Origin of the sequence: Kaistia geumhonensis (genome assembly GCF_030815145.1) — a bacterium.
Taxonomy (GTDB): Bacteria; Pseudomonadota; Alphaproteobacteria; order Rhizobiales; family Kaistiaceae; genus Kaistia; species Kaistia geumhonensis.
The window spans coordinates 1,943,761-1,968,525 of sequence record NZ_JAUSWJ010000001.1; the positions used below are offsets into that span (position 1 = coordinate 1,943,761).

19 protein-coding genes are annotated in these 24,765 nt (G+C 66.9%); 10 read left to right on the plus strand and 9 right to left on the minus strand.

Annotated features, from left to right (window positions below; genetic code table 11):
- Window positions 1-61: 61 nt before the first annotated feature.
- Together QO015_RS09200 and QO015_RS09205 are read left to right on the plus strand one after the other, a co-directional pair.
- Window positions 62-961 (plus strand): amino acid ABC transporter substrate-binding protein, encoded by a 900-nt coding sequence (locus QO015_RS09200; protein WP_266282393.1) that lies wholly within the window; start codon window positions 62-64, stop codon window positions 959-961.
- On the plus strand, window positions 958-1,836 hold the full coding sequence (locus QO015_RS09205) for a phosphotransferase family protein (RefSeq protein WP_266279892.1): 879 nt from the start codon (window positions 958-960) through the stop codon (window positions 1,834-1,836). The genes QO015_RS09200 and QO015_RS09205 overlap by 4 nt, the downstream gene beginning before the upstream one ends.
- A gap of 90 nt (window positions 1,837-1,926) precedes the next feature.
- Here the strand turns inward: QO015_RS09205 and QO015_RS09210 are convergent, their stop codons facing one another.
- The 5 genes from QO015_RS09210 to QO015_RS09230 form a co-directional block, all read right to left on the minus strand.
- Complete coding sequence (locus tag QO015_RS09210; RefSeq protein WP_266279890.1) at window positions 1,927-3,063, minus strand: ABC transporter ATP-binding protein; 1,137 nt, start codon at window positions 3,061-3,063, stop codon at window positions 1,927-1,929.
- 10 nt (window positions 3,064-3,073) lie between these two features.
- Window positions 3,074-5,707 (minus strand): GH116 family glycosyl-hydrolase, encoded by a 2,634-nt coding sequence (locus QO015_RS09215; RefSeq protein WP_266279889.1) that lies wholly within the window; start codon window positions 5,705-5,707, stop codon window positions 3,074-3,076.
- Window positions 5,708-5,757: 50 nt separating this feature from the next.
- Window positions 5,758-6,612 carry a carbohydrate ABC transporter permease gene (locus QO015_RS09220; RefSeq protein WP_266279888.1) on the minus strand — a complete coding sequence of 285 codons (855 nt, stop codon included), beginning with the start codon at window positions 6,610-6,612 and terminating at the stop codon, window positions 5,758-5,760.
- Between the two features lie 12 nt (window positions 6,613-6,624).
- Window positions 6,625-7,530 (minus strand): carbohydrate ABC transporter permease, encoded by a 906-nt coding sequence (locus QO015_RS09225; protein WP_266279886.1) that lies wholly within the window; start codon window positions 7,528-7,530, stop codon window positions 6,625-6,627.
- A 252-nt stretch (window positions 7,531-7,782) separates the two neighbouring features.
- A complete protein-coding gene (locus QO015_RS09230; RefSeq protein ID WP_266279884.1) occupies window positions 7,783-9,051 on the minus strand; it encodes an ABC transporter substrate-binding protein in 1,269 nt (422 codons plus the stop codon).
- A gap of 193 nt (window positions 9,052-9,244) precedes the next feature.
- Between QO015_RS09230 and QO015_RS09235 the strand changes: the two genes are divergently transcribed.
- Together QO015_RS09235 and QO015_RS09240 are read left to right on the plus strand one after the other, a co-directional pair.
- Window positions 9,245-10,267: a LacI family DNA-binding transcriptional regulator gene (locus QO015_RS09235; RefSeq protein WP_266279883.1), complete on the plus strand. Its 1,023-nt coding sequence runs from the start codon at window positions 9,245-9,247 to the stop codon at window positions 10,265-10,267.
- Window positions 10,268-10,336: 69 nt separating this feature from the next.
- On the plus strand, window positions 10,337-11,701 hold the full coding sequence (locus QO015_RS09240) for a M24 family metallopeptidase (RefSeq protein WP_266279881.1): 1,365 nt from the start codon (window positions 10,337-10,339) through the stop codon (window positions 11,699-11,701).
- Window positions 11,702-11,705: 4 nt separating this feature from the next.
- Here the strand turns inward: QO015_RS09240 and QO015_RS09245 are convergent, their stop codons facing one another.
- Both QO015_RS09245 and QO015_RS09250 read right to left on the minus strand, forming a co-directional pair.
- Window positions 11,706-12,071, minus strand: a complete 366-nt coding sequence (locus QO015_RS09245) for a DUF983 domain-containing protein (RefSeq protein ID WP_266279880.1) — start codon at window positions 12,069-12,071, stop codon at window positions 11,706-11,708.
- Between the two features lie 185 nt (window positions 12,072-12,256).
- Window positions 12,257-13,624, minus strand: a complete 1,368-nt coding sequence (locus tag QO015_RS09250) for an aminotransferase-like domain-containing protein (protein WP_266279878.1) — start codon at window positions 13,622-13,624, stop codon at window positions 12,257-12,259.
- Window positions 13,625-13,794: 170 nt separating this feature from the next.
- Between QO015_RS09250 and QO015_RS09255 the strand changes: the two genes are divergently transcribed.
- A complete protein-coding gene (locus QO015_RS09255; RefSeq protein ID WP_266279876.1) occupies window positions 13,795-14,775 on the plus strand; it encodes an HlyD family secretion protein in 981 nt (326 codons plus the stop codon).
- Window positions 14,776-14,785: 10 nt separating this feature from the next.
- A complete protein-coding gene (locus QO015_RS09260) occupies window positions 14,786-15,808 on the plus strand; it encodes an FUSC family protein (protein ID WP_266279875.1) in 1,023 nt (340 codons plus the stop codon).
- Here the strand turns inward: QO015_RS09260 and QO015_RS09265 are convergent.
- A complete protein-coding gene (locus tag QO015_RS09265) occupies window positions 15,792-17,615 on the minus strand; it encodes a putative bifunctional diguanylate cyclase/phosphodiesterase (protein WP_266279874.1) in 1,824 nt (607 codons plus the stop codon). The genes QO015_RS09260 and QO015_RS09265 overlap by 17 nt on opposite strands.
- A 242-nt stretch (window positions 17,616-17,857) precedes the next feature.
- On the opposite strand from QO015_RS09265, the gene QO015_RS09270 reads away from it, so the two are divergent.
- From QO015_RS09270 to QO015_RS09285, 4 genes are all read left to right on the plus strand, one after another.
- Entirely contained in the window at window positions 17,858-18,061 is a 204-nt protein-coding gene (locus QO015_RS09270; RefSeq protein ID WP_266279873.1) for a DUF3329 domain-containing protein, read from the plus strand.
- Window positions 18,062-18,349: 288 nt separating this feature from the next.
- Complete coding sequence (locus QO015_RS09275; protein WP_266279872.1) at window positions 18,350-20,167, plus strand: amidohydrolase; 1,818 nt, start codon at window positions 18,350-18,352, stop codon at window positions 20,165-20,167.
- Between the two features lie 245 nt (window positions 20,168-20,412).
- Window positions 20,413-22,212, plus strand: a complete 1,800-nt coding sequence (locus tag QO015_RS09280; RefSeq protein WP_266279870.1) for a sulfatase family protein — start codon at window positions 20,413-20,415, stop codon at window positions 22,210-22,212.
- Between the two features lie 182 nt (window positions 22,213-22,394).
- A complete protein-coding gene (locus tag QO015_RS09285; protein WP_266279869.1) occupies window positions 22,395-23,204 on the plus strand; it encodes a hypothetical protein in 810 nt (269 codons plus the stop codon).
- Window positions 23,205-23,731: 527 nt separating this feature from the next.
- On the opposite strand, the gene QO015_RS09290 is transcribed toward QO015_RS09285, so the two are convergent.
- Window positions 23,732-24,700, minus strand: a complete 969-nt coding sequence (locus tag QO015_RS09290; RefSeq protein ID WP_266279868.1) for an alpha/beta hydrolase — start codon at window positions 24,698-24,700, stop codon at window positions 23,732-23,734.
- Window positions 24,701-24,765 lie beyond the last annotated feature (65 nt).

Below are 24,765 nucleotides of genomic sequence, written 5' to 3' on the forward strand. Positions count from 1 at the left end.
GAACCGATGATAAAGGCTATCCGATGAAGAAGGGCTTCTCCATCGGGAGCATCGCGGCGTGATGGTTCTCTTTTTCTCGGCTCGGCGGCCTCGCCTCGGCCGGCGCGTTCTGTCGGCGCTCCTCGCCCTCTTCGCAGTCCTGCAGGTTGCGTCCGCCGGAACGCTGGACCGGCTGAAGGAAACGGGCGTGCTGCGCGCAGGGACCCGCGCCGACGCGATCCCCTTCGCCTATGACGACGGCAGCGGCAAGCCGGTCGGCTTCTCGGTCGACCTGATCGAGGAGATTCGCGCCGCCGCCGAGGCGTCGCTCGGCCGGCCGGTCACGCTCGACCTCTCGGTGATCACGCCGGCCAACCGCATCCAGCAGGTCGCGGAAGGCAAGCTCGATATCGTCTGCGAGATCACGACGCCGACCTGGGAACGGGAGAAGCAGGTCGATTTCTCGGTGCCGATCTTCCGCGACGGCACGCGCATCCTCGCCTTCCGCGACACGCTGCGCACGACGCCCAACCCGAAGGACATGCTGATCGGCGTCGCCGAAGGCACGACGACCGCCACGATCCTGGAAGAGGCGCTGCCGGGCGTCCGCATCAAGAGCTTCCCCACCATGGACGCGGCGTTCGCCGCGCTCGGCAAGGGCGAGGTGCAGGGCGTCGCCAATATCGGCGTCGTGCTGCTCGGCCTGTCGCGCAAGTTCGAGCCGGGTCGCAGCGTCGTGCTGCTGCCACGCGCCGCGCCCTTCGGCAACGAGACCATGGCCTGCATCCTCCCGCAGGACGACAGCCACTGGCGCGACTTCGTCAATCACACCATCGTCAAGCTCGAGGACGGGCTCGCCGACTATCGCGGCCGCTACATGGAACTGCACGACAAGTGGTTCGGCCGCGGCGGCGTCATGGTCTATCCGCTCGACCGCTCGACCCGCGACTATCTTCTGCAGTCCAATATCTGGGCCCGATGACGGAGTCGGATCCGGACGCCCTGATGGAGCGGGTGGCGAAGGTCTTCCCGGACCTCGCCGGCCTGCCGCACCGCATCCTCGGTGCCGGCTTCGACAGCGTGGCGCTCGATGTCGATGACCGTTTCGTCTTCAGGTTTCCCCGCCATCAGGAGGCCGAGCAGGCTCTGCTGCGCGAGGCCGCGCTGCTCGGCGCGATCCGCGCCCGCCTGACGATGACGGTGCCCGATCTCGTGCTCGTCGCCAGCAACCCGCTCTTCTCGCGCCACCACAAGATCGCCGGAGACCACCTGCTCGCCACGGACTACGACCGGCTGGATGAAGCGACCCGCGCGAGGCTCGCGGCCGACCTCGCCCTCTTCTATGCCGAGATGCACGCCCTCGACCGCGCGGCGATGCGGCTGTCCGGTGGCCGGCCGGTCAAGCCCTGGCTGCCGGCCGATGCCATCCGTGCCGGCGCGGACGCGCTGCCCGACGCCCTGCGGGACTGGGCGGTCGCGGTGATCGCCGCCGTTGCCGCCCTGCCGCCCGATCCGCATGGCGAGGTCTTCGGCATGTTCGACACCCATGGCTGGAACATGGCCTTCGACCACGCGGCGGGACAGCTGAACGGCCTCTACGACTTCGCCGATTCCGGCTTCGGCCCGCTGCACCAGGATTTCGTCTATCCGGGCTGGATCTCCGCCGATCTCGTGGCCCGCATCATCGACGCCTACGAGACCCGCACCGGCCTGTCGATCGACCGCCGGCGCGTTCATCTCCTCGCCGCCATGCTGCGGCTCTCCGAATTCGCCGAATTCAGCGCAATCGGCGACGACGGAGCGGCGGCAATGGCAGCGGAGATCGAGCGGTTCTCGGCGCTTCCGGTACCGGCCTGAGAGGGCGCGTCGCGACGGCACGCCTGGCGGATCGGCTGCGGTCGGCACCTCTCGGACCGTCGATTCCCCTCACGACAAGACCGCAGCGCGTCACGCCGCGCTGGCGCGGCCTTTGGCGGCGCCGTAATCCTCGCGCCACGAGCGGAGCGGCGGCAGCGCGAGACCGTCTTCGCCGAACACATGCACATAGCCGGGCGGCGCCGCATAGCCGACGATCGCGCCCTCGGCGATGTCGTGGATACCGCGCAGCGAGGCGGTGATGCGCTCGCCGCTCTGAAGCTGCGAGAACAGGATCGTCTCCGCGCCGAGCAGCTCCCGCGCCGACAGGCGGCAGCGCAGCGGGCCGTCATCGGTATGGACGAGGTGCTCGGGACGGATGCCGATCGTCACCGGTTTGCCGACAAGCCCGGCATTGCCGGCGACGGCGGCGAGGATCGTGCCTCGCCCCTCGTCGACGGTGAGCCGCAGCCCGTCCGGCGTCGCCGCCTCGATCCGGGCCGCAAGGAAGTTCATCTGCGGCGCGCCGAGGAAGCCGGCGACGAAGCGGTTCTTCGGCCGCGCATAGAGTTCGATCGGCGCGCCGGCCTGCTCGACGACGCCGTCGCGCAGCACGACGATCCGGTCGGCCATGGTCATGGCCTCGACCTGATCATGCGTCACATAGATCATGGTCGACTTCAGCCGCCGGTGCAGCGCGACGATCTCGCTGCGCATCTTCACGCGCAATTCGGCGTCGAGATTGGAGAGCGGCTCGTCGAACAGGAACGCCTCCGGCTCCTTGACGATCGCGCGGCCGATGGCGACGCGCTGGCTCTGGCCGCCCGACAGCTGCGAGGGCTTGCGCTGCAGGAGATGTCCGATCTGCAGGATCTCCGCCGCCTCGTTGATCCGCCGCTCGATCTCCGCCTTGGGCGTCTTCTGGTTGACGAGGCCGAAGCGGAGATTCTCGTAGACGCTCATATGCGGGTAGAGCGCATAGGACTGGAACACCATCGCCATGCCGCGCGCCGACGGAAGAAGGTGGTCGCAGCGCCGGCCGCCGATATGGACCTCGCCGGAGGTCACCTCCTCGAGGCCGGCGATCATGCGCAGGAGCGTCGACTTCCCGCAGCCGGACGGCCCGACAAAGACGGTGAAGGACTGGTCCTCCACCGACAGATCGATGCCATGGATCACCTCGACCGCCTGGTAGCTCTTGCGGACGGCCTTGAGTTCCAGCCTTGCCATCGTCCTCTCCTCAGCCCGCCCGCAACGTCAGCGTCTCGCCGGCGCCGAGACGCACCGCCTGCGGCAGGACGACGACATCGCCCTCCCGCGCCGTCGCCGTGCCGTCCACCGTCACCTCTCCGGCGAGGAAGGGCAGCGACAGGCGGCCGATCTCGAGCGAGCCGCCCTTCACCGTGAGCCGCGCCTCGCCGCCTTCGACGACCAGTTCGCCCCAGCCCTTGCCGGCCGACCAGAAATGCCGGCCCTCGACGGCGCCCTTCGGCGCGAAGCCGATGATGCCATCGCGCTGGTCGAAGGAAAGGCCGGTCCAGGCCTTGACCAGCGCATAGCTCGACAGCGAACGGGCATAGTAGCTTCCGCATTCGATGTCGTTCCACGGGCTGCGATTGCCGCCATTGTGGCGGTCGCGGGCGGCGCGGACGATGGTGAGCCCCTCTTCGGTGAGGCCGCGCAGGATCATGTGGGAGGCGATCATGTACTCTAGACCGGTCCACACCTCCTCGGCATAGGGCGCGGGAACCGCCGGCTCATGCGCGCCATCCGGATAGGAGCAGAGCAGCGTGCCGCCCTCGTTCTCATAGGCATAGACGCGGCAGGGGTTGAAGTGATCGACGAGCGAGGGCCGGAAGCTCTCGTCAAAGATCGTCTTCAGCGCCGTCGCGACCTTGGCCGGATCGAGGATGTCGCCGATGCCGGACAGATCGGCGTGCCACTGGCCGAGGATCTGGTCGGTGAGGCAGCCGTCGCCGATCTGGTACTTGATCTCGCTGTATTCCTCCGACCAGTAGGCATCCATGAAGCTGTCGGCGAGAACGCCGGCGGCGCGGCCCTTGTCGAAGGGCTCGATGAACGACTTGTCGGAGAGATCGAGCGCCTGGGCGAACCAGCGGCCATTGAAGAGCGTCTCGTCGATCGTGGCGCCGCCGCGCTTCGCCATCTCGGCGAGTTCGGCCGCGAAGTCCGTTTCGCCCATCACCGCCGCCATCTCGGAGGCCGCCTTCAGCGCCGCGACATAGATCGAGGACAGCCAGGAGTTGGGCCCGAACAGCTCCATGTCGAGCGTGTGGTGCTGGCGTCCCCAGAGGATGCCGGTCTTCTCGGGGTCCCAGAGATCGGGATTGTCCTTCGACCAGGCATAGTCGAGCGCCCGGCGGATGCTCGGCCAGTGCCCGGCCAGCCACGCATCGTCGCCCGACTGCCGCCATTCGCGGAAGGTCTTGATGATGGCGCCGAAATGGCCGTCGGCGCAGGGCCCGATGATGTCGAAGCCCGAGCCGAGCGGCAGGCGCTGCCGGAAGGTCAGCCCGCCATTCGGCAGCTGGTTGTAGCGCCATTCGGTGTCGCGGAGGCTCCTCTCCAGCGCCGGAAACAGCGAGGCGAGCGCCTGCTGGTAGTTCCAGACATGGGTGCAGGATCCCTCGCAGGAGCCCTCGCGCTCGTGCTGCCCCTCCCAGCCCCAGAGTTCGCCGCCTTCGAGGCGGATCACCGTCGCGGTGCGCAGCAGGCCCATGGTGCCGGTCGCGGCATCGATGATCTCGGCCGGCATCGCGGCGCCGAACATCGCGTCGCGGAAGGCCATGGTCTCGCCCGAAAGGCTGTCCCAGCGCGCAAAGGCGTCGTTCGCCGAGGCGAGCGAATCCGCCCACTCGGTCGCATAATAGTTCTTCCAGGTCGGCTTCGAGCCCTCGGTCTCGAGACTGTCCGGCTTGTCGCGGCGGTACCAGTAGATCGAGCCGAGCGGGTAGTTCCAGGCGATGACGAAGCGCACCGTCTTCTTCTCGCCGGGCTGCACCGTGACGCGCGCTGCGAGCGTGCCGTGCTCGGGCTGCGCGAACATGTTCCTCACCTGCCGCGGCTTGTCGTAGTGACGCTCGGGCATGCGGCCGGCGCGGGCGAATTCGCGCCAGTAGAGCGAGAGGCTGTCGAACCACTGGCCGCGGAAGTGATAGTCGACATGCTCGACATCCTCGGCGTCGGTCATGATCGTGAGATCGCCGCGCTGCTCGGGCGGCCGGTTCTCGTCGGCCGAGGTCAGGTGCAGCGCCGAGGTGCCGTCCGCCTGCACGAAGCGGTGGATGCCGCTGTCGCAGCCGAAATTGCCGAGCGTGCCGGCGATGACATAGGTGATCGGCGCGTCGGTGGTGTTCTCGACCTCGAAGGCGAACATCGCCGCCGGCAGCGAGGAATCGCGGTCGTTGTGCGGGATGAAGGGCGAGAGCGCCCGCATCGTCACGTCGCCCGGGAAGCGCTCGTCGTGGAAGGCGTATTCAGCAACGGGAAAGCGCCCGACGAACGTCACGTCCGAGAAATGCGGCACGCCGGCCATCGAGTCTCGATTGGCGCCGAAGCCGAAGCCGTCGAACTTGCGGATCGAGGGCGAGCCGGTCGGCGTCCCCTCATAGGGTCCGTTCAGCACCAGCGCCTTCAGGAGCTTGCCGTCCTGCTCCGCCTTGATGGCGAAATGGCTGTAGCCGTTGAACTGGTGCAGCTCCGGGCGGTTGCGGATCGACCAGTCGACCATCCGGCCGGCGCCGGTCAGCGAGAAGCCGCCGGATCCGATGCCGCCGAGCGGGAACACGGCATAGCGGCGGCGGGCGCCGCGGAAGACGAAGCGGTCGTCGATCCGGTCGAGATCGTCCAGCATCAAAGGCATTCCCTCTTGAAAGACGTGTCTGTTGGCAGCGCGGGGCCGCGTCAGTGCTTGATGCCGCTCATGGTGACGCCCTCGATCACCAGCTTCTGCGCGACAAGGAAGATGAGGATCACGGGCAGCACGGCCATGCTCATGGCGGCCATGACCATGGAGAGGTTCCCCTGCCCCATGAAGCCGCGCAGCATGTCCATCGCCACGGGCAGCGTCATGGCGTCCTGCGGCTCGAGCAGCACGCGGGCCTGGAAATAGTAGTTCCAGGTCTGCGTGAAGGTGATGATGCCGAGCGCGGAGAGCGCGGGCCGCAATTGCGGCAGCGAGATGCGCCAGAAGATCTTGAAATAGCCGGCGCCATCCATCAGCGCCGCCTCTTCCAGCGCCTTCGGCTGCGAGCGCATGAACTGGCGCACGAGGAAGACGCCGAAGGACGAGGTCAGATACATGAGCGCGAGGCCGAGTGGCTGGTTGAGGAGCCCCGTCTGCGCATAGCCGAGATAGATCGGGATGATCGTCACCTGGGCCGGGAACATCAGCCCGATCAGCATCACGAAGAAGAGGCTGTCGCGGCCGGGAAAGGAGAGGCGCGCGAAGGCGAAGGCGGCGAGCGTGCAGGTCACCAGCTGGCCGACCGTGACGAGCACGGCGATCTGGACCGAATTCCAGTAGATGCGCAGGAACGGCACGTCGGAGGCGAGCACCGCGCGGTAATTGGTGAAGTCGAGCGTCGGCGGGATGAAGCTCGGCGGCATCTTGTAGGCGTCCGCCACCGGGCGGAACGACATCGAGAACAGCCACAGGAACGGCATCAGCATGAAGACGCCGATCACCGCCATCACCGCGATGATGCCCCAGTCGACCCAGCGGGCCGTCGCTCTTGTCTGCAATCCCTTGGAGAACATGGCTGGCGCGCCTCAGTAGCTGACCCAGCGCCGCGAGGCGATGAGCTGCAGCGAGGTGATGACGAGGATGACGAGGGTGAGCACGACCGAGACCGAGGCCGCATAGCCGATCTCGAAGGAGCCGAACGCTTCCTCGACGATGAGGATCGACATCGAGCGGGTGGAATCGCCCGGCCCGCCCTGCGTCAGGATCACGATCGACTCGTAGACCTGCATGGCGCCGATCGAGGCATAGACGATGTTGAAGAAGATCACCGGCGAGATGAACGGCAGGATGATCCTGGAGAAGCGCCGCCACCAGTTGGCGCCGTCCATCACCGCCGCGTCCATGATGTTCTTCGGCACGCCCTGCAATGCGGCGATGAAGATGATCATGAAGAAGCCGGTGTTCTTCCAGACATCCATGATGATGATCGACATCATGGCCGTCGAGGACGAGGTCAGCCAGCGCACCGGGGCGAAGCCGAGGCGGATCAGGTAGTAATTGATGACGCCGAGATCATCGCCATAGAAATAGCCCCAGACGATCGACACGAAGGCGGCGGCGATGATCACCGGCAGGAAGAAGGCGAGGCGGAAGAAATAGAGCAGGAAGGCCGGCATGGCGCGGTTCAGCGCCATCGCGAGCGCCAGACCGACGCCGACATTGAAGGTGACGGCGAAGAAGGTGAAGCGCAGCGTGTTCCAGAAAATCTGCAGCGAGCGCTCGTCGGTCAGGAAGCGCACGAAATTGTCGAGCCCGACAAAGCTCGCGCCGTCGATCGCGTCGTAATAAGTGAAGGAAAGCAGGAAGGTGACGATCACCGGCGCGAGCACGAAGGTCAGGTACAGCACGAAGCTCGGCAGGATGAAGAGATAGCCGGCGCGCGCCTGCGCCCTTCTCAGTTCCGACGGCCGATTGGCGGCGATCGTGGTCATGGCTCTCGTCCGTGAATGACAGTGACAGGCGGCATGCGCCCTTCACCCCTCGCTTAAGGAGAGGTCGACGTGCTCGAAACGTGCGGCGGGCGAGGGTTTTCGGACCGTCCGGCGATGCCGCCCACCCGGACCTTCGCTGCGGACTCTCCCCGTGAGACGGCGAAGAACGCCCTCGTTCCGGCCCTCTCCCGCGCGGCGGGAGAGGGGGAAGGTCAGCTCCGCGACCGGCGAACGCCGCCGGACGCGTCGCCCCTAGCCGCCCTTGGCGGCCAGGCGCTTGAAGGAGGCTTCGAGCTCTTCATGCGTCTTCTTCACGCCGTCGGCGATCGAGATCTCGTCCGCCATCATGGCCTGATAGTTGCGGATGAAGATCTTCTCGACTTCCTGGAAGTTGGCCGGCGAGGGAACGGGCTTGGTATTGGGCAGCGACTGGTAATAGAGCGCGGCGCTCGGCGGGAAGGCGAGGAACGCCTCGGTATCGGCCGCCGACTTGCGGCCCGGAACGCCGCCGCCGCCCTCGCCTTCCTCCTTCTGCGTCTCGAAGGAGGTCAGCTCGGTGACCAGCGCCTTGGCGAGCTCGGGATGTTCCGAGGTGCGCGACACGGCATAGCCGCCGAAGCCGATCACGGTGATGCCGGTCTCCTTCTGCGGCGGGAAGGTCACGTCCATGTCGAGCTTGGCGCGTTTGGCGTTCTCGATGATCCAGTGGCCGCGCGAGATCATGGCGACCTGGCCGGCATTGAACTGGTTGTCCATCGTATCCTTGCCGGGGATCGGCGAGACCTTGTCGACATGGATCAGGTCTTTGAGGAACTGCAGCGATTCCGCGACCTTCGGATCGAGCATGTTCGAATGGCTCCAGTCGTCGGTCAGGATCGACGTGCCGTTCGAGAAGAACCAGGGCTGGACGAAGAAGAACTGGTTCGGCACCTCATAGCCGAACTGCACGGCATTGCCGGCCGAGTCGCGCTTGGTCAGCTTCTTCGCCGTCTCGCGGAACTGGTCCCAGGTCCAGTCCGGCTTCGGATAATCGAGCCCCGCATCCTTGAACAGGGTGCGGTTGTAGTTGATCATGATGTTGTTCCAGCCGATCGGGATGAAATAGGTCTTCCCTTCCCAGGAGGACTGCTGGAACAGGCTGGGCGCGAAATCCGAATAGCCCGGATTCTGCGCGATGTAGTCGTCGAGCGGGATGAAGAGCTTCCTCGTCTCGAAGGTGCGGAAGGTCTCGATCGCCGTGCCGTAGACATCGGCGGCGTTGCGCGCGTTGAACTGGCTGAGAACGCGGGTGACATAGTCGCCCCAGCCGGTCGAGATGGGATCCATCGTCAGCTCGACCTTGACGTTCGGATAGTTCTTGTTGAAGCGCGCGATGGCGTTCTTGATCGCTGTCGTCTGCGCCTCGCCGCCGAAGGACATCAGCTTCAGCGTCGCCGTCTCGTCGGACTGGGCGCTCGCCGCCGACACAGCGGCAAGGCCGAGCGCGGCCGACAGCGCATATTTCGCAAGTTTCCTGAGCACGTTCCTCTCCTCCGCTCGCACCAGCCTCGGGGGCCGGCGTCCGATGGCTGCCCCATCGTTGTCGAAACGTTTCGTGCCGCGTGAGCCCAATGGCCGGCGATCAGCCCTCCTCGGCGGATCGTCTTGCGTCATGGCGCTTGCACGAAACGTTTCGAGTAATACACTGGCGACCTGAGAACGCAAGTGAGGAATCGTGCCTACCATCAAGGATGTCGCCCAGCGCGCCGGCGTCGCCATATCGACCGTCTCGGCGGTGATCAACCGTTCGGCGCCGGTCAGCGAGGAGGTGATCCAGCGGGTCGAGGACGCGATCGCCGCGATCGGCTATCTCCCCCACGGCGCCGCGAAAGCGCTTCGGAGCGGCGATTCCCGGCTGATCGGGCTGATCCTGCCGGACATCACCAACCCGTTCTTCTCGACGGTCGCGCGCGTCATCGAGACGGTCTGCATGCGGGCCGGCTACATGACCTTCGTCTACAATACCGACGAGGACGTGGACCACGAGATGCGCATCCTGAAGATGATGCGCGCGCAGCGGGTCGCCGGCATGATCCTGATCTCGACGCGGTCTGACGCCGAGCATGGTCAGCGCCTCATGAGCGAAATCAATGTGCCGACCGTGCTCTTCAGCAGCAATGTCCCGGCGACGCCCTATGACGCCATCACCCTCAACGAGGCGAAGGCCAGCCGGATCGCGATCGATTATCTCGCCGGCCTCGGCCATCGCCGGATCGGTGTGCTCAGCGGGCGGCCGCATGTCTCGACCCATGAGGAGCGGCTGGAGGCCTGCCTCGATGCGCTGCGCGCACATGGAATCGAGCCTCAGGCGGAATTGATCGTGGCCGCCAATTTCGACCAGAGCCAGGCCTTCGAGGCCTGCCGCGCGCTGCTCGCGCTCCCCGAGCCGCCGAGCGCCATCTTCGCCTTCAGCAACCTCATGATGGTGGGCATGATGCGAGCCGTCGTGTCGTCGGGCCTCGCATGTCCGCGCGACATATCCCTCGTCGGAATCGGTGATTTCGAGTGGCCGGAGATCATGAACCCGCAGATGACGGTCGTCTCGATGCCGGCGGCCGAAATGGCCGAATGCGCCATCGAAACCCTTCTGGACCAAATCGCCAGCAAGCGCCCGCCAACGGGACGACGAATCATGTTCGATCCGAGGCTCGTCATTCGCGAATCGACCGCTGCCCCTCTCGTGCCGCTTCCCGCCTGATCGCCGCTCGACAGCCCCGCGCCGATCGGGCAGCCTGACGGGAAGAGCCGAGAAGCCAGAGGAAACGTCATGACCATTTCGCTGCGGACCGTCCGAATCCCCGATTTCGGCGTGCCGCTCGACCGTCCGGCCATTCCGGCCGCGACCTATGAAGCCCGTGCGCGGGCGCTGACGGAGCGCGCCGGGACCGACTGGGTCGTCGTCTATGCCGACCGGGAGCATAACGCCAATATCGCTTTCCTCACCGGCTTCGAGCCGCGTTTCGAGGAGGCGCTGCTGCTGCTCGGACCGGGCGACCGGCGCATCCTCGTCGTCGGCAACGAGTGCCAGTCCTACGCGCCGCTTGCGGGCCTGGCGGGAATCGAGATCGTGCTCTGCCAGACCCTCAGCCTCATGGGCCAGGATCGGAGCCGGAAACCCAATCTCGCGGCAGTGCTGCGCGACTGCGGCATCGGCCGCGGCGCCACGATCGGTCTCGCCGGCTGGAAGTATCTCGGCGCCGAGGAATGGGAAGGGCCGCTGCCGAGCTTCCAGGCGTCGGCGCTGGTGGTCGATACGCTTCGCCTCGTCGTCGGCGATCCGGCTGCGGTGAGCGACGTCACACCCGTGCTGATGCATCCCGAGACGGGCCTGAGAGCCGTCGTCGACGTGCACCAGATCGCCGCCGGCGAATGGGGCGCCGCCCGCGCCTCCGCCGCCGTCTGGCGCATCGTCTCCGGCCTTCGCGACGGCGACAGCGAATATGCCGCCACGGCGCGGATGGGCTATGCCGGCGAGGCTCTGAACGCCCATGTCATGTTCGCCTCGGCCCGCGCCGGCGAGCCGGTCGTCGGTTTGCGCAGCCCGACGGGGCGGATCGTGCGGCGCGGCGACGGCGTCACCACGGCGGTCAGCTACTGGGGCGGCCTCTCCTCGCGCGCCGGCCTCGCCAATGATGGCGACGACGCCTTCCTCGACGTCGCGAAGGCTTATTTCGCCGGCTTGCTATCGTGGTACGAGACCGCCGATATCGGCGTCGCCGGCGGCGACCTCTTCGAGGAGGTCACGGCGACGCTCGCCCGCGGCGGGCTCGGCTCGGCCCTCAATCCGGGCCATCTCGTCGGCCACGACGAATGGGTGCATTCGCCCGTCCGCCCCGGCTCGACCGAGCGACTTACTTCGGGCATGCCGTTCCAGATCGATGTGATCCCGGTGCCGATGCCCGACGGCTGGGCGCTCAACTGCGAGGACGCCGTCACCTTCGCCGACGCCTCGCTGCGCGCCGAACTCGCCGCTCTCTATCCCGAGGTGGCGGCGCGGATCGAGGCCCGGCGCGCCTTCATGGCGGACGAGATCGGCGTTGCCCTGAAGCCGTCGATCCTTCCGCTCTCCTCGACTCCGCTCTGCCTGCCGCCCTTCTGGCTGGCGTCGGACCGGCTGCTGGCGCGCGACTGAGCGCTCAGTCGGCGCCTCGCGACGAGGGCGGGTCGGCGAGGCGCCCTTCCTCGGCCTTGTAATAATACTGGCTGGCGATCAGCCAGCCCTTCAGCGGCCTCAGCGGGGGAATGCAGGTCAGCAGCATGAAGGGCAGGCTGGTGAAGAGATGCACCCAGTAGGGAGCGGAGAATGCCGTCTCGATCCACAGCGCCATGACCACGCTCGGGATGCAGCCGAAGCAGATGACGAAGAAGGCAGGACCGTCCGCCGGGTCGGCGAAGGAATAGTCGAGACCGCAGACCTCGCATGAGGGTCGAAGCTTGAGGAACCCGTCGAACAGGCGACCCTCCCCGCATCGCGGGCAGCGGCAACGAAGACCGGCGCGCATCGGACTGATGGGCGGCCATTCGGAACGTCTGAAAACGTCGCGATTCGTTGAATCCTGTTGATCGGACGTTGAATCCTGTCGATCGGACATTGACGAAAACCCTCTCGCTCCGGGGAGCCGGACGGGCGTAATGTATGCATACAATTTGCCCTGCGGAAGCCTGACAATGCGCCGCAGCCGGTCTGTCACACAACCAGGGCCTCGTCGGCCTGTTCCTCGGCGAGGAGGGCGGCGATACGGGCGAGGCCCTCCGTGAAGCGTTCGCGGTCCGGCGCGACGCCGAAGCCGAGGCGGAGCGCCTCGGGCGCGGGCCCGAGCGCGAAGGCCTCGCTCGGAACGGCGCCGATCGCGAGGCCGCCCAGCCGGGCCAGGAATTCGCCGCGCCGCCAGCGCGGCGGCAGGGTCAGCCAGCCATGGAAGGCGGCGGGGTCCGCACGCAGCAGCCCGGGCGGCAGCATCGAGGTCGCGAGCGCGTGCCGGGCGACCGTCTCTGCGCGGATCGCCTCCAGCATGGCGGCGGCCGTCCCGTCGCCGATCCAGCGTGTCGCGATCGCCGCGGCGAGCGGCGAAGCCATGGTCGCGACCGCGCGGATGGCGCCAGCGAGACGCTCGCCGGAACGCTCGTCCGGCGCGACGCAATAGGCGATGCGCAGCGCCGGAGACAGACATTTGGCAAGGCCGGCGACATGCCAGGCGAGATCGGGCGCCAGCGCTGCGAAGGGCGGCGGCGGCGAGGCCGGCAGCGCGCCATAGGCATCGTCCTCGACGATCACGAGACCGCGACGCCGCGCCACCGCCACGATGGCAGCGCGGCGGGCGGTGCCGATCGTCGCGGTCGTCGGATTGGCGAGCGTGGGGTTGATATAGAGTACTTTCGCGGCCGTCGTGCCGGCGAGCGCGTCGAGCGCGGCGGGGTCCATGCCCTCCTCGTCCGCCGGAACGCCCGCGAGGGCGAGGCCGAGCCGCGCCGCAAGCGCCCGGAAGCCGGGATAGGTGAACGTGTCGGCGAGGACGGTCTCGCCCGGCGCGGCGACGAGCGGCATCAGCGCGGCGAGCGCTCCCTGCGCCCCCGGCGCGACCAGAACGCGGGCCGGATCGAGGCCCGGCAGCCGGGGCGCGAGGAAGGCGGCGCCGGCCGCGCGATCCTCCGCCGTCCCGCCCGGTGCCTGGTAGCGCATCAGCAGGTCGATGCCGCGTTCGTCGCCGAGCTCCGTCATGCTCCGCCACAGCCGCCGCGCGAGCCGCGGATCGACGGGGCGCGGCGGCAGGTTCATCGCGAGGTCGATGCGGCCGGACGGCAGCGGCGCGGCGCGGCGGCGCACGAAGGTTCCCCGCCCGACCCGGGCCTCGACGAGCCCCTGGCGCTGCGCCTCCGCATAGGCGCGGGTCACCGTGGTGAAATCGATGCCGAGCGCGGCGGCGAGCTGGCGCTGCGGCGGCAGCCGCTCGCCCTCCGCGATGCGGCCGGCGGCGATATCGTCGCCGAGCGCATCGACGATCGCCCGATAGACCGGACCGGAGCGGCCGCTCACCTTCGGAACCCAGTCGGCCAACGCGCCCTCGCCTGTTTCGAATGCCGAATATCCATACAAAATGGCATTGTATGGAAGACATTTGTCAACATTCGTCAACGTTTCTCGACGAAAGAGAGGCAATGGACAGGCCCGGCCCGGCGCGGCAGATTGCAGCGACCGGTCCTCCCACGAACCGCAGAGACGACAGCATGCTGCGACGGCTGCTCGACCACCCCGTCCGCCTCATCGTGGGCGTGGTGATCCTGTTCTTCGCCCTCTACGAACTCTCGGTGCAGTTCTTCGCCTATACCGGCGACGCCTATGTCACGACCGACGTGGTGGTCCTCTCTGCCGAGGTCGACGGACCGATCGCGGCCATCGCGGTCGAGAACAACCAGGCCGTCAAGACGGGCGACCCGCTGTTCACCATCGAGACGACGCCCTATGCGCTCGACGTGACCGAGGCCGAGGCGACGCTGGCGCAGGCCAGGGCCGGGCTCGCGCTGGCTACAGACCAGGTGGCGGCGGCGAAGGCGACCGTCGTGTCGGCCGAGGCGGTGCTGAGCAACGCCAATGCGGCGCTGTCGCGCTCGCGCGCCCTGAGCGGCGAAGGCTTCTCGACCGATGCGACCCTCGACGAGGCCGTCCGCGACGCAGCGACGGCGAGCGCCAACCTTTCCGTCGCGCAGTCCGATCTCGGCGTCGCCAACCAGCGCGTGACCGTCGCCAATGCCGATCTCAGCGCAGCCGAGGCCGCGCTCGGCAAGGCGCGCTATCGGCTTTCGAAGACCGACATAGCGGCCCCTGTGGACGGACGGATTGCCCCCTTCACCCGGCGGAGGGGCGACTCGCTCGCGGCCGGCGACGAGGTGATGGCCATCGTCACCGCCGAGCGGCCGCGGATCGTCGCCAATGTCGCGGAGCGGCATCTCTCCCATCTGAAGCTCGGGCAGGATGTCTGGGTCACCATCGGCTCGCGCCCCTGGCGGATCGTCGGCGGCCATGTCAGCGGCATCGCGGCGGGAATCGCGCGCTCGCCCGACGCGCAGCGGATCATCCCCTATGTCGATCCCTCGACGGACTGGGTGCGACTGCCGCGCCGCTTCCCGGTGGAGATCACGCTGGACGACCTGCCCGCCGGGGAGGCGCTGCCGCTCGGCGCCGATGCCCGCGCGCTGATCTGGTTCTGAGGCGCCAGGCGTGGCCGCGCCAACGGAAAGCAGCGGGATCGATCCGCTGACGCGGCGCGCCTTCGCGACCATGGTCGGCGTCGTCGGGGCCGTCCTCGTCGCGCTCGCGGCCGGCTTCGAGAATCCCTACTGGGCCGGCCTCAGCGCCGTCGTCATCGCGCATGCCGACCGCGACGAACTCTTCACGAAGGGGATATTGCGCATCGCAGGGACATTCGCAGGCGTGTTCGTCGGCTATTACGGCGCGCAGCTGCTGGAGGGCCTGCCGGTGGCGCAGGCGCTCGCCTCCATGCTCGCTGCCGGGTTCGGAATCTATGCCCGCCAGCGCAGCGCCTATGCCTATGCCTGGTTCTACGGCGCCGTCACCTTCCTGATCGTGATCGTGTCCAGCATGGTCTCGCCGGCGGAGCTCCACGCCTTCGCCGAGAACCGCTGCTTCGAGATCATGACCGGCGTGGTCGTGGCGACGCTCGCACGCTGGGCGCTGGGCGGCGACGAACGCAAGGGCGCGCATCTGGTCGCGCATCCGCCGACCATCCGGCCGGAAGACGCGATGCGGCTCGCCGTCGCCGCGGGCCTCGGAACGCTGGCGATCCTCGTGTGCTGGACGCAGTTCCAGCTGCCGCAATTGACGCAGGTCGTGATCTCCAGCCTCATCGTCGTCGATATCGACGCGGGCGCCACCCGCCGGCGCGGCTTGCAGCGCGTGCTCGGCTGCATCATCGGCGGCATCACGGGCCTGGTGGTCATCGGGATCGACGCGACCAATTTCCTTTGGTGGCTGATGTGCCTCGCGATCGGCCTCTTCGTCTTCGCGCGCATCCATCTCGCCGGCTCGCCCAACGCCTATGTCGGCACCCAGTCGGCCATCGCCTATCTCGTGACGCTCGTGGATACGGGGCCGCCCTCCTCGATCGGCCCGCCCTTCGGCAGGCTGGTCGGTATCGTTCTCGGGGTCTCGCTGATGTCTCTGGTGACCTGGGCCATCACCAGGAAGAAGCCGACCGCCGACGCCGTCAGGCCGCCGGCGTGAGGACGCTTTCCGAGAGTCGCACCAGCGTCGTCGCGGCATCGGCCGCGCGGGCATAAAGGAAGCCCTGGCCGAGGCGGCACCCCATCTCGGCAAGCCGCTCGGCCTGCGCCCGCGTCTCGATGCCCTCGGCGACGATGCGCCGGTCGAGCTGCTGCGCGATATCGATCATCGCCGCGACGATCACGGCGCTGTCATGGTCGATCAGCAGCCGGTCGATGAACGACCGGTCGATCTTGATGACGTCGGTCTTCAGCGCCATCAGATGCGTCAGCGAGGCGAAGCCGGTGCCGAAATCGTCGAGCGCGACGAGGAAGCCGCTCCGGCGCAGACTGCCGACCGTGTCCGCGACGTCGCGGAATGGATCGTCCATCGCCACCAGTTCCGTGATCTCGAGCACGACGCGACCAGGCGGAACTCCGGCAGAGGCAAAGGCGCCCACGAGGCGCTCCGCCAGACCCTCCTCGGCGAAATCGGCCATCGAGAGATTGACGCCGACATGGCCGAAATCGATGCCGGCATCGAGCCACGCCGCCATGTCGCGGGCAACCTCCGCCAGCATGCGATCCGTCATGGCGCGAGCGAGGCCGGGGTCGGCGAAGGCCGCCTGGAAATCGCCCGCCGTCACGATGGCACCGTCTCGCCGGCGCATGCGCAGCAAGGCCTCGAGACCGATGATACGGCCGCTGTCGAGGCGCACCAATGGCTGGTAGAAGGGCAGGATGCGATCTTCGTCAAGGGCCGTCGCCACCTGGCGCAGCAAGGCACGGCGCCGCTCCGCAACCTCCCCCATGGAAGGCTCGTAGCGGAGATAGCCGCGCCGTCCGCTGCGCCGCGACGCAGCGAGCGCCAGTTCCGCGTTGAGGCGCAGGAACTCCGGCGCAATGCCATCAGGCCCAAACAGCGCGCCGCCGATGGCGACCCCCTGGTCCAGGGGGCCGAAGCGCGATCGTCCGGCGGGGCCATGCAGCGCTGCCATCACGGACTCGCCGGCCTCCTTCAGCGAGGCGTGATCGAGGCAGGGATCGACGATGACGGCGAAGCGGTCGCCTCCGAGGCTGGCCGGCCAGAAGCCGCGATCGAGGCGGGACAAACGCTCGGCCATTTCCGCGACGAGCCGATCCGAGCCGGGATCATCGATGGCCGGCACGAAGGTTTCCACCCTGTCGAGGCCGAGGAGAAGCAGGCCAAAATGCGAGGCCGGATCGGCGCAGAGATCGCCGAGCACCGTCTCGAAGGAGCGACGGTTGGGCAGATTGGTGAGGGGATCGAAGCGGGAGAGGCGCTGGCGGATCTCTTCGCCATCGCTCCGCTCGATGGCAATGGCGCCGAGATGCACCACAGCCTCCACCAATTGCTTCTCCAACCGAGACGGGCCGCGCGTCTCGCGGAAGTAAAGGGCGAAGGTCGCGATCACCGTTCCGTCCGTGGCGAGCAGCGGACTTGACCAGCAGGCGGCGAGGCCGAGGGGAAGTGCCAGCGCGCGGTAATCGTCCCACAGCGGGTCAGCGGCGATGTCGCGGACCGTCACCGGACGAGCAAGCCATGCCGCGGTTCCACAGGAGCCGACGGTCGGACCGATCGCAAGCCCCTCGAGCGCCTGCGAATAGGACGCGGGCAGACTCGGCGCAGCGAGCGGATGGAGCGCGCCGCCACGGATCCGGACCAGCGTGCAGATTGCGCCGGGCGCGAGCGTCTCGACGCGGCGGCAGACGAGGTTCGCGACATCGTCCAGGGGCGTCCCGAGCGCGATCGCCTCCAGAATCTCATTCTGAAACTGCTGGACGACGCTCCCGATCGGTTCGCTCATGGCGCCCCTCCCCGGCCGGAGCAGCGGCTCGCGACCGATCGAAACCTGAATGTCCGATCCGGCATCCGGTTCCCCGGCTCCGGCCCCGCGTAACGACACCGATGATCGCGCCAGCCCGAAGGACGCGCAATCGTCCCAGCATGCGTCGATCCGGATTAACGTTTCACGACGGCTTGACGCCGTGACAAGCGGCCGCGACAAGACTTCAGGCGCCACCCGAAGCGCCGTCGGAGGAGATCGCGATGCACAGCAACGACCGGACATTCTTCGCGCCGCTGTGGCGACGCATCCTGCTGGTCGCCATCGTCGCCGCCTGGTTCGCCTATGAGGCGCTCGTCGTGGGCGAGCAGATGTGGATGGTCATCGTCGGCGGCCTGCTCGCCTATGCGGTGTGGACCTATCTGCTGCGCTGGGACGCAGCGGGCAAGAGCGGCGACGCCGCCTGACGCCTGGCGAACGGGAGCGCCCGCTCGAGAGCAGGCGGGCCGGCCGCGCGACAGAGCCGCGGCAAGGGGCCTTTTCAGGCGCGGAGGGACGATATCCCCCGCGAGGCCCTAATCTGACTCCTGTCCGACCCCTAAAAAACAGAAAAGTCTTCGATCTTTTCTCAACGCAATATTAGCATCCCCTGTCTGCAAATCGACCTGACTTTCGGGGCGAATGATTTCACGTCGGCCTGATCATCAATTTACGGCCGGTGCGCCCGGCGCTCATACATCTTCTGGGAGGAATCCATGTGTATTGCCTGCGATTGGGCGCCCCATTTCGAAGCGTTCGGCCAGAGGCGGACGCTCAGTCGCCGGTCGATCCTGCGCGGCGGGGCGGCCCTCACGGCCACGGCCGCGTTTGCGCCGGCATTCCTCGCGACCGATGTCTCGGCACAGGAAACGGCATCGGCCGCTGACGGCCCGGCCGATTTCATCTTCCGCAACGGCTCCATCTACACGGTCTCCAGCGCGGCGCCCTCGGCCGAGGCGGTCGCGATCCGCGGCAAGACCATCGTCCATGTCGGCGACGAGGCCGGTGCCATGGCGATGGCCGGGCCGAAGACCGAGATCATCGACCTGAATGGCCGGCTGCTGATGCCGGGCTTCGTCGAGGGGCACACCCATCCGTTCCTCGGCGCGTTCCTGACTTCGGGCGTCGATCTCCAGCTCGCCAACAGCGCCGAGGCGCTCGCGGCGATCGAGGAATATGCGAAGGCGCATCCGACCGGCCCGATCCGCGGCTTCGGCTGGCGCGTCGACATGTTCCCGGCCGAGGGGCCGACGCGTGCCGATCTCGACCGCATCCTGCCCGACCGCCCGGCCTTCTTCTTCGCCATCGACGGCCACAGCCTCTGGGCGAACTCGAAGGCGCTGGAGATGGCCGGCGTCAGCCGCGAGACGCCCGACCCCATTCCGGGCTTCAGCTACTACGCCCGCGACCAGAAGGGCGATCCGACCGGCTATGTGCTCGAGGTCAACGCGGTGCTCGGGCTGGTCAACGCGGTCGAGCCGATCACCGCCGAGACGATGGCGAAGCTGCTCGAGACCTGGCTGCCCAAGGCGGCGGCCGCCGGCATCACCACGGTGTTCGACGCCGGCGTCCCGCCGGTCGGCAGCGACCAGGGCGGGATCATCGAGCGCTATATCGATGCCGAGAAGCGGGGAGTCCTGCCCTTCCGCGTGTCGTGCTCCTATTCCGTGAAGTCGATGCCGATCGACAACACCGTCGAGACGATGAAGGACCTCAACAAGCGCATGGCGAGCGAGCTCGTGCATGTCGACGTGGTCAAGATCGTCGGCGACGGCTCGCAGGGTGGTTACACGGCCTGGCTCATCGAACCCTATGCCGACAAGCCGGATTCGACGGGTGGTTCGCCTTTCACGGAAGAGCAGTGGCACGAGCTGATCGGCATGGTCGACGCCGCCGGCTTCGACGTGCATGTCCATGCCTGCGGCGAACGGACGGCACGCGTTGCGCTCGACGCGATCGAAAAGGCGATCGCGACCAATCCGCCGCGCGACCGGCGCAACGCGATCGCCCATCTCGTCTATGTCGAGGATTCCGACGCGCCCCGCTTCGCCAAGCTCAACGTCACGGCGGAGTTCTCGGCCAACTGGTCGTCGGCCGATCCCGACACGCTCGGCAACATGGTCGTCCGCTACGGCCAGCCGCGCGCGAGCAAGCTCTACCGCACCAAGACGATCCTCAACCAGGGCGGACGCGTCTCGTTCGGCACGGACTGGCCGGCGGCGGGCTATTTCTCGACCTACGAGCCGCTCAAGTCCATCCAGGTCGGCGTCACCCGCCAGTTGATCGGGCAGCCGGACGCGCCTGTGCTCAGCCCCGCGGACGAGCGCCTCACCGTCGAAGAGGCGATCCACGCCAACACGATGGGCGCCGCCTACCAGCTGCGCATGGAAGACCAGATCGGCTCGATCGAGGTGGGCAAGATGGCCGATCTGATCGTGCTGGACCGCAACATCCTCACGATCGACCCGCACGAGATCCACAAGACCAGGGTCGATCTCGGGATGATGAACGGCGTCGTCCGCCACAAGGCCTAGCCGGAGCCGGGCCGTCGGTTGCACCCGACGGTCCGGAACGACCGGCCGGATCGGCCGAATAGCCACACCGGGCAGGATTTGCAGCCGTCATCTCCTGATGCGCCATTGCGGCACAGGAGTAACTCGGCAAAGAATGCTCACGGAAACACCCGTTAAACTCCAATAATTTCAGCGTTTTGCAGCCGCCTAAGTATCTTTCTATCGGGGTAACAGCGCTCGGCGCCATCCTTTGCGAGAGTTAGTCGATGTCTGAAAACAATTCCTCCAACGGCATTTCTCGTCGGGATCTGCTCGGCAAGGCCCCGGCAACGCTGGTCGGCGCAACCATGCTCGGCTCCGCGACGCCCGCGCCGGCCAAGGCCGACACGGTTCAGGCGCAGCCGATCAAGGCGCCGGTCTCGCCGCCCGGCGGCTACAACATTCTCTTCATCCTGGTGGACCAGGAGCACTTCTTCCCGAAATGGCCGTTCCCGGTTCCGGCGCGTGAGTGGCTCAAGGAACGCGGCATCACCTTCACCAACCACCAGTCGGCGTCCTGCGTCTGCTCGCCGGCCCGCTCCGTCATCTATACCGGCCAGCACATCCAGCATTCCGGCATCTTCGACAACCTCAACTACCTCTGGCAGCCGGACATGGAGACGTCGGTCACGACGATCGGCAGCCGCATGAGCGAGCTCGGCTACCACTCGACCTATCAGGGCAAGTGGCACATGAGCGCCAATCTCGACCAGACGACGAACCCGATCGACGCGCCGATGTCGGATTATCGCGACATCATCAAGAGTTACGGCTTCGACGATTTCTTCGGCGTCGGCGACCTGATCGATAGCGGCCTTGGCGGCTATACGTTCGACGGTTTCACGGCCGACCGCGTCAGGAGCTGGATGCGGCGCGAGGGTCAGGCGCTGCAGGCCAAGGGGCAGCCCTGGTTCCTCGCCGTCAATTTCGTCAATCCCCACGACGTCATGTATATCAACTCGGATCTTCCGGGGCATGTCGTCCAGGGGAAGAACGCGGCGATCAAGATCTTCCCGACGCCCGAAGACCAGCTCTACCAGGAGCGCTGGGATGATCTTCCGCTGCCTTTCAGCCGCAGCCAGCCGCTCGATGCGCCGGGCCGGCCGAAGGCGCATGCCATCTACCAGGAAATCCAGGACATGATGGTGGGCGCGTGGCCCGACGAAGATCGCCGCTGGCACGTGCTGCGCAACTACTATTACAACTGCATCCGCGACTGCGACCGCCAGATCATGCATGTCCTCAAGACGCTCGAGGACAACAACATGGACAAGAACACCATCATCGTGTTCAACGCGGATCATGGCGAACTCGGCGGCCATCACCAGATGCGCGGCAAGGGCAACTGCACCTACAAGGAGCAGAACCATGTGCCGCTGATCATCTATCATCCGGCCTATCCGGGCGGCGTGAGCTGCGAGGCGATCACCTCGCAGCTCGATCTTGCGCCGACGCTGATCGCGCTGACCGGCGCGGATCCGTCGCTGCAGGCCAAGGCCGCCGACGGTCTCAAGGGACACGACTTTTCCGGCCTGCTGACGTCGCCGACGACCGCCAAGGTCGATGCGATCAGGCCGGCCTCGCTGTTCAACTACAACATGCTCTCCTACCAGGACGTCACCTGGGCCGAGCATTTCGTCAAGATGACCTTCTCCGGCAGCGTCAGCAATGACGAGAAGATCCAGACTTATCTGAAGAACGATCCGGACTTCTCGGAGCGCGTGGGGATCCGGAGCATCTTCGACGGGCGCTATCGCTTCTCCCGCTATTTCGGGCAGACCGACTTCAACACGCCGACGACCCTCGAGGACCTGATCGCCAAGAACGATCTGGAGCTCTACGACCTTCAGGAAGATCCAGAGGAGATGAACAATCTCGCCATGGATACCAAGACGAATGGCGATCTGCTGGTGTCGCTGAACAAGGTCATGAACGATCTCATCGCTGCGGAAGTCGGCGTGGATGACGGGTCCTTCCTCCCGATCAAGGATGGCAAGTGGTACTTCCCGACCAAGAGTGAGCGTTAGGCGCTGCGATGCGTGATCGCGCGATGGTGACGCAGCGCCCGCGGCTTCGGCCGCGGACGCTCCTGGCCATTCTCGCCGCGGTGTCGTCGGGTTGCGCCGTCGAGCACGCGGCCGCGCAATCGGCCCCGTGCGGGACCTGTACGTCCCGGAGCACGACGGCCGAGGCACCGGCGACGCAGCCGATGACGAACTTCTTCGGCAATCCGCGTCATCTGCAGGCGACGAGCGACCAGGTCGATCTCAGCCGTCAGGGCGGGCCGCTTCCGGTGACGATCTCCGGCAATGTGCAGGCGTGGACGAGCGGTCCCGCACAGCCCGATCTCTACACCGAGATCGCGCAGCTCTCTTTCAAGCTGACGGATGACTGGTCCCTGCTCGGACAGCAGCTCTACCAGCGGCAATCGTCCATCGAACTGTGGAATTTCGTCGGAGGCTTCGGCTACCACCCGAACGATGAGTTCAGCCTGAACATGATGGCCGGCTTCGGCCTCGGCACGCTCTACACCTATCAGTGGGCGGCTTACGTCTCGCCGCAATATACGCTTCCGCTGGTCATCGCCGACCAGAAGCGGATCGCGCTCGGCGCCAATTTCACCATGGAGCAGTACGAGTTCGGCACGTTCCGGCAGGTTCAGCCCCGGGTCAGCGTAAACGTGGCGCCGTGGCTGCCGCAGCTTCAGGTCGGCTATTCGCTGGGCGAGTTCAGCAATTCGACCGACCAGACGCAGACCCAGTATTACCAGCCGCAACCCGTCAACGGCCTTACGATGACGGCTGTCCTGCATCCGGCCGAGCCGCTGTATGCGGTTCTTTCCTATCTGCCCGAGAACCGCAACTACATCGCAGGCAACTATGTCGTGCAGAATACCGTGAGCGGCACGCTCCACCTGAACATCACGCAGTCGGTTCGGACGTCGATCTTCTATCAGGACAACTGGTATGACGGCGGCGCCGACCAGGCGGTCGGCGGCAGTCTCAGCGTGGCCTTCTAGGCCGGCACGCGGTGGCCTCGAGCCGCGAGGCGGTTTGCACTGTCATTTGGTCTCCGGCCGCGTCAGCGCCGAGCAAAGGGAGGAATTTCGGCGACTGCGCATCGCGAAGAGCGACGCGGCCTTGCCGATCGAAGGACCGGACCCTCGCCGCACCATTCCCCGAGGCGGCCGGGTGGCGGTGTGAATTATCATCGGGAACGGGATGGTTTTAATGCGCGTAATGCTTCTTTCGCTCGCGGTCATATCGAGCGTATCGGCGATCTGCGGCCTGTCGGGCTGCGCCAGCAGCGGCAACAATGCGGCCGCTGTTCAGATGATGGATGTCCCCGTGAACGCCTGCGGCAGCGACGGTCGGAGCAACATCAACGACTGCGGCGGCGGCCGTCGGTGACCTCCCGACCATCCGGTCGAGCAATCTGTCCGGATGGTCAATGCACGGTCTGAGGCGGCGGAGACGTCCGCCGTGATGTCATGCTCTGCCCGGCGAGCCTTCAGCGCGCCGGGCAGGCTCGGCTCAGAGCGAGCTGTCAGCGAAGTCGGTCCATCAGCCAGGGCATCGCGCGATCGAACACGGCGTCCACCTCGGGAAGGCCGAGATCGCTGCCGATGAAGCCGTGATTGACGCCCGTGACCTGAACGAACTCGACCTCGACACCCGCCTCGGCGAGCTTTCGCGCGAGCGCGACGCCCTCGTCCCTGAGCACGTCATATTCGGCGACGGCGATGAAGGCAGGCGGCAGCGATGCGAGATCGGCACGGATGGGCGAGGCCGTGGGCTCGGCGCGCAAGGCCGGATCGGGGCAGTACTGCGCCGCGAACCAGGCGACGTCGCGGGTGGTGAGGCCGGTCGAGCCATCGCCATGGCGCTCATAGCTCGGCCACAGCCCGATATCGACGAGATCGGCCATCGGATAGATCGGAAACAGGGCACGGATCGCCGGACCGCCGCGGTCGCGGGCCATCAGCGCGGTGGCGAGCGTCAGCATGCCGCCGGCGCTGTCGCCCGAGACCGCGATGCGGGCCGGGTCGCCGCCAAGCTCGGCGCCGAACCGCGCCGCATGGACGAGGCCCGCATAGGCGTCCTCCGTGGCGGCGGGATAGGGATGCTCGGGCGCGAGACGGTAATCGACGGACATCACGAGGATATCGGCGCGCTCCGCCTGGCGGCGGCAGACGAGATCGTGCGAATCGAGATTGCCGAGCACCATGCCGCCGCCGTGGAAATAAACGAGGATCGGCAGAGGACCCTCGGCGCCGGCGCGGCGATAGAGGCGGACCGGAATCGGACCGGCGGGACCCGGGATGGTGCGATCTTCGGTGACGATGCCGTCGCCGCTCCGGAGCGGCAATCGTGCTTCGACGAACTGGCGGCGGGAGAGCGCCACGTCGCGCTCGTCGAGTTGCGGCCCCTCCGCCCTGAGGCGCGCGGCCTCGACGAGCGGCGCGGCAAGCGGCCGCGACAGGGCTCCCGAAGGAATGACGTCGTCTTCTCGCATTTCGTCTCTCGCGCTTCCGGCCGGCCGATCGGCCGGCCGCGCCGTACATAGCAGGCGGAGCGGGC

What these genes read in the sequence shown, in the direction of transcription:
- QO015_RS09200 (WP_266282393.1), top strand. Translation starts at nt 62, where the DNA reads ATGGTTCTCTTTTTCTCGGCTCGGCGGCCTCGCCTCGGCCGGCGCGTT.
- QO015_RS09205 (WP_266279892.1), top strand. Translation starts at nt 958, where the DNA reads ATGACGGAGTCGGATCCGGACGCCCTGATGGAGCGGGTGGCGAAGGTC.
- QO015_RS09210 (WP_266279890.1), bottom strand. Translation starts at nt 3,063, where the DNA reads ATGGCAAGGCTGGAACTCAAGGCCGTCCGCAAGAGCTACCAGGCGGTC.
- QO015_RS09215 (WP_266279889.1), bottom strand. Translation starts at nt 5,707, where the DNA reads ATGCTGGACGATCTCGACCGGATCGACGACCGCTTCGTCTTCCGCGGC.
- QO015_RS09220 (WP_266279888.1), bottom strand. Translation starts at nt 6,612, where the DNA reads ATGTTCTCCAAGGGATTGCAGACAAGAGCGACGGCCCGCTGGGTCGAC.
- QO015_RS09225 (WP_266279886.1), bottom strand. Translation starts at nt 7,530, where the DNA reads ATGACCACGATCGCCGCCAATCGGCCGTCGGAACTGAGAAGGGCGCAG.
- QO015_RS09240 (WP_266279881.1), top strand. Translation starts at nt 10,337, where the DNA reads ATGACCATTTCGCTGCGGACCGTCCGAATCCCCGATTTCGGCGTGCCG.
- QO015_RS09245 (WP_266279880.1), bottom strand. Translation starts at nt 12,071, where the DNA reads ATGCGCGCCGGTCTTCGTTGCCGCTGCCCGCGATGCGGGGAGGGTCGC.
- QO015_RS09255 (WP_266279876.1), top strand. Translation starts at nt 13,795, where the DNA reads ATGCTGCGACGGCTGCTCGACCACCCCGTCCGCCTCATCGTGGGCGTG.
- QO015_RS09265 (WP_266279874.1), bottom strand. Translation starts at nt 17,615, where the DNA reads ATGAGCGAACCGATCGGGAGCGTCGTCCAGCAGTTTCAGAATGAGATT.
- QO015_RS09270 (WP_266279873.1), top strand. Translation starts at nt 17,858, where the DNA reads ATGCACAGCAACGACCGGACATTCTTCGCGCCGCTGTGGCGACGCATC.
- QO015_RS09275 (WP_266279872.1), top strand. Translation starts at nt 18,350, where the DNA reads ATGTGTATTGCCTGCGATTGGGCGCCCCATTTCGAAGCGTTCGGCCAG.
- QO015_RS09280 (WP_266279870.1), top strand. Translation starts at nt 20,413, where the DNA reads ATGTCTGAAAACAATTCCTCCAACGGCATTTCTCGTCGGGATCTGCTC.
- QO015_RS09285 (WP_266279869.1), top strand. Translation starts at nt 22,395, where the DNA reads ATGACGAACTTCTTCGGCAATCCGCGTCATCTGCAGGCGACGAGCGAC.
- QO015_RS09290 (WP_266279868.1), bottom strand. Translation starts at nt 24,700, where the DNA reads ATGCGAGAAGACGACGTCATTCCTTCGGGAGCCCTGTCGCGGCCGCTT.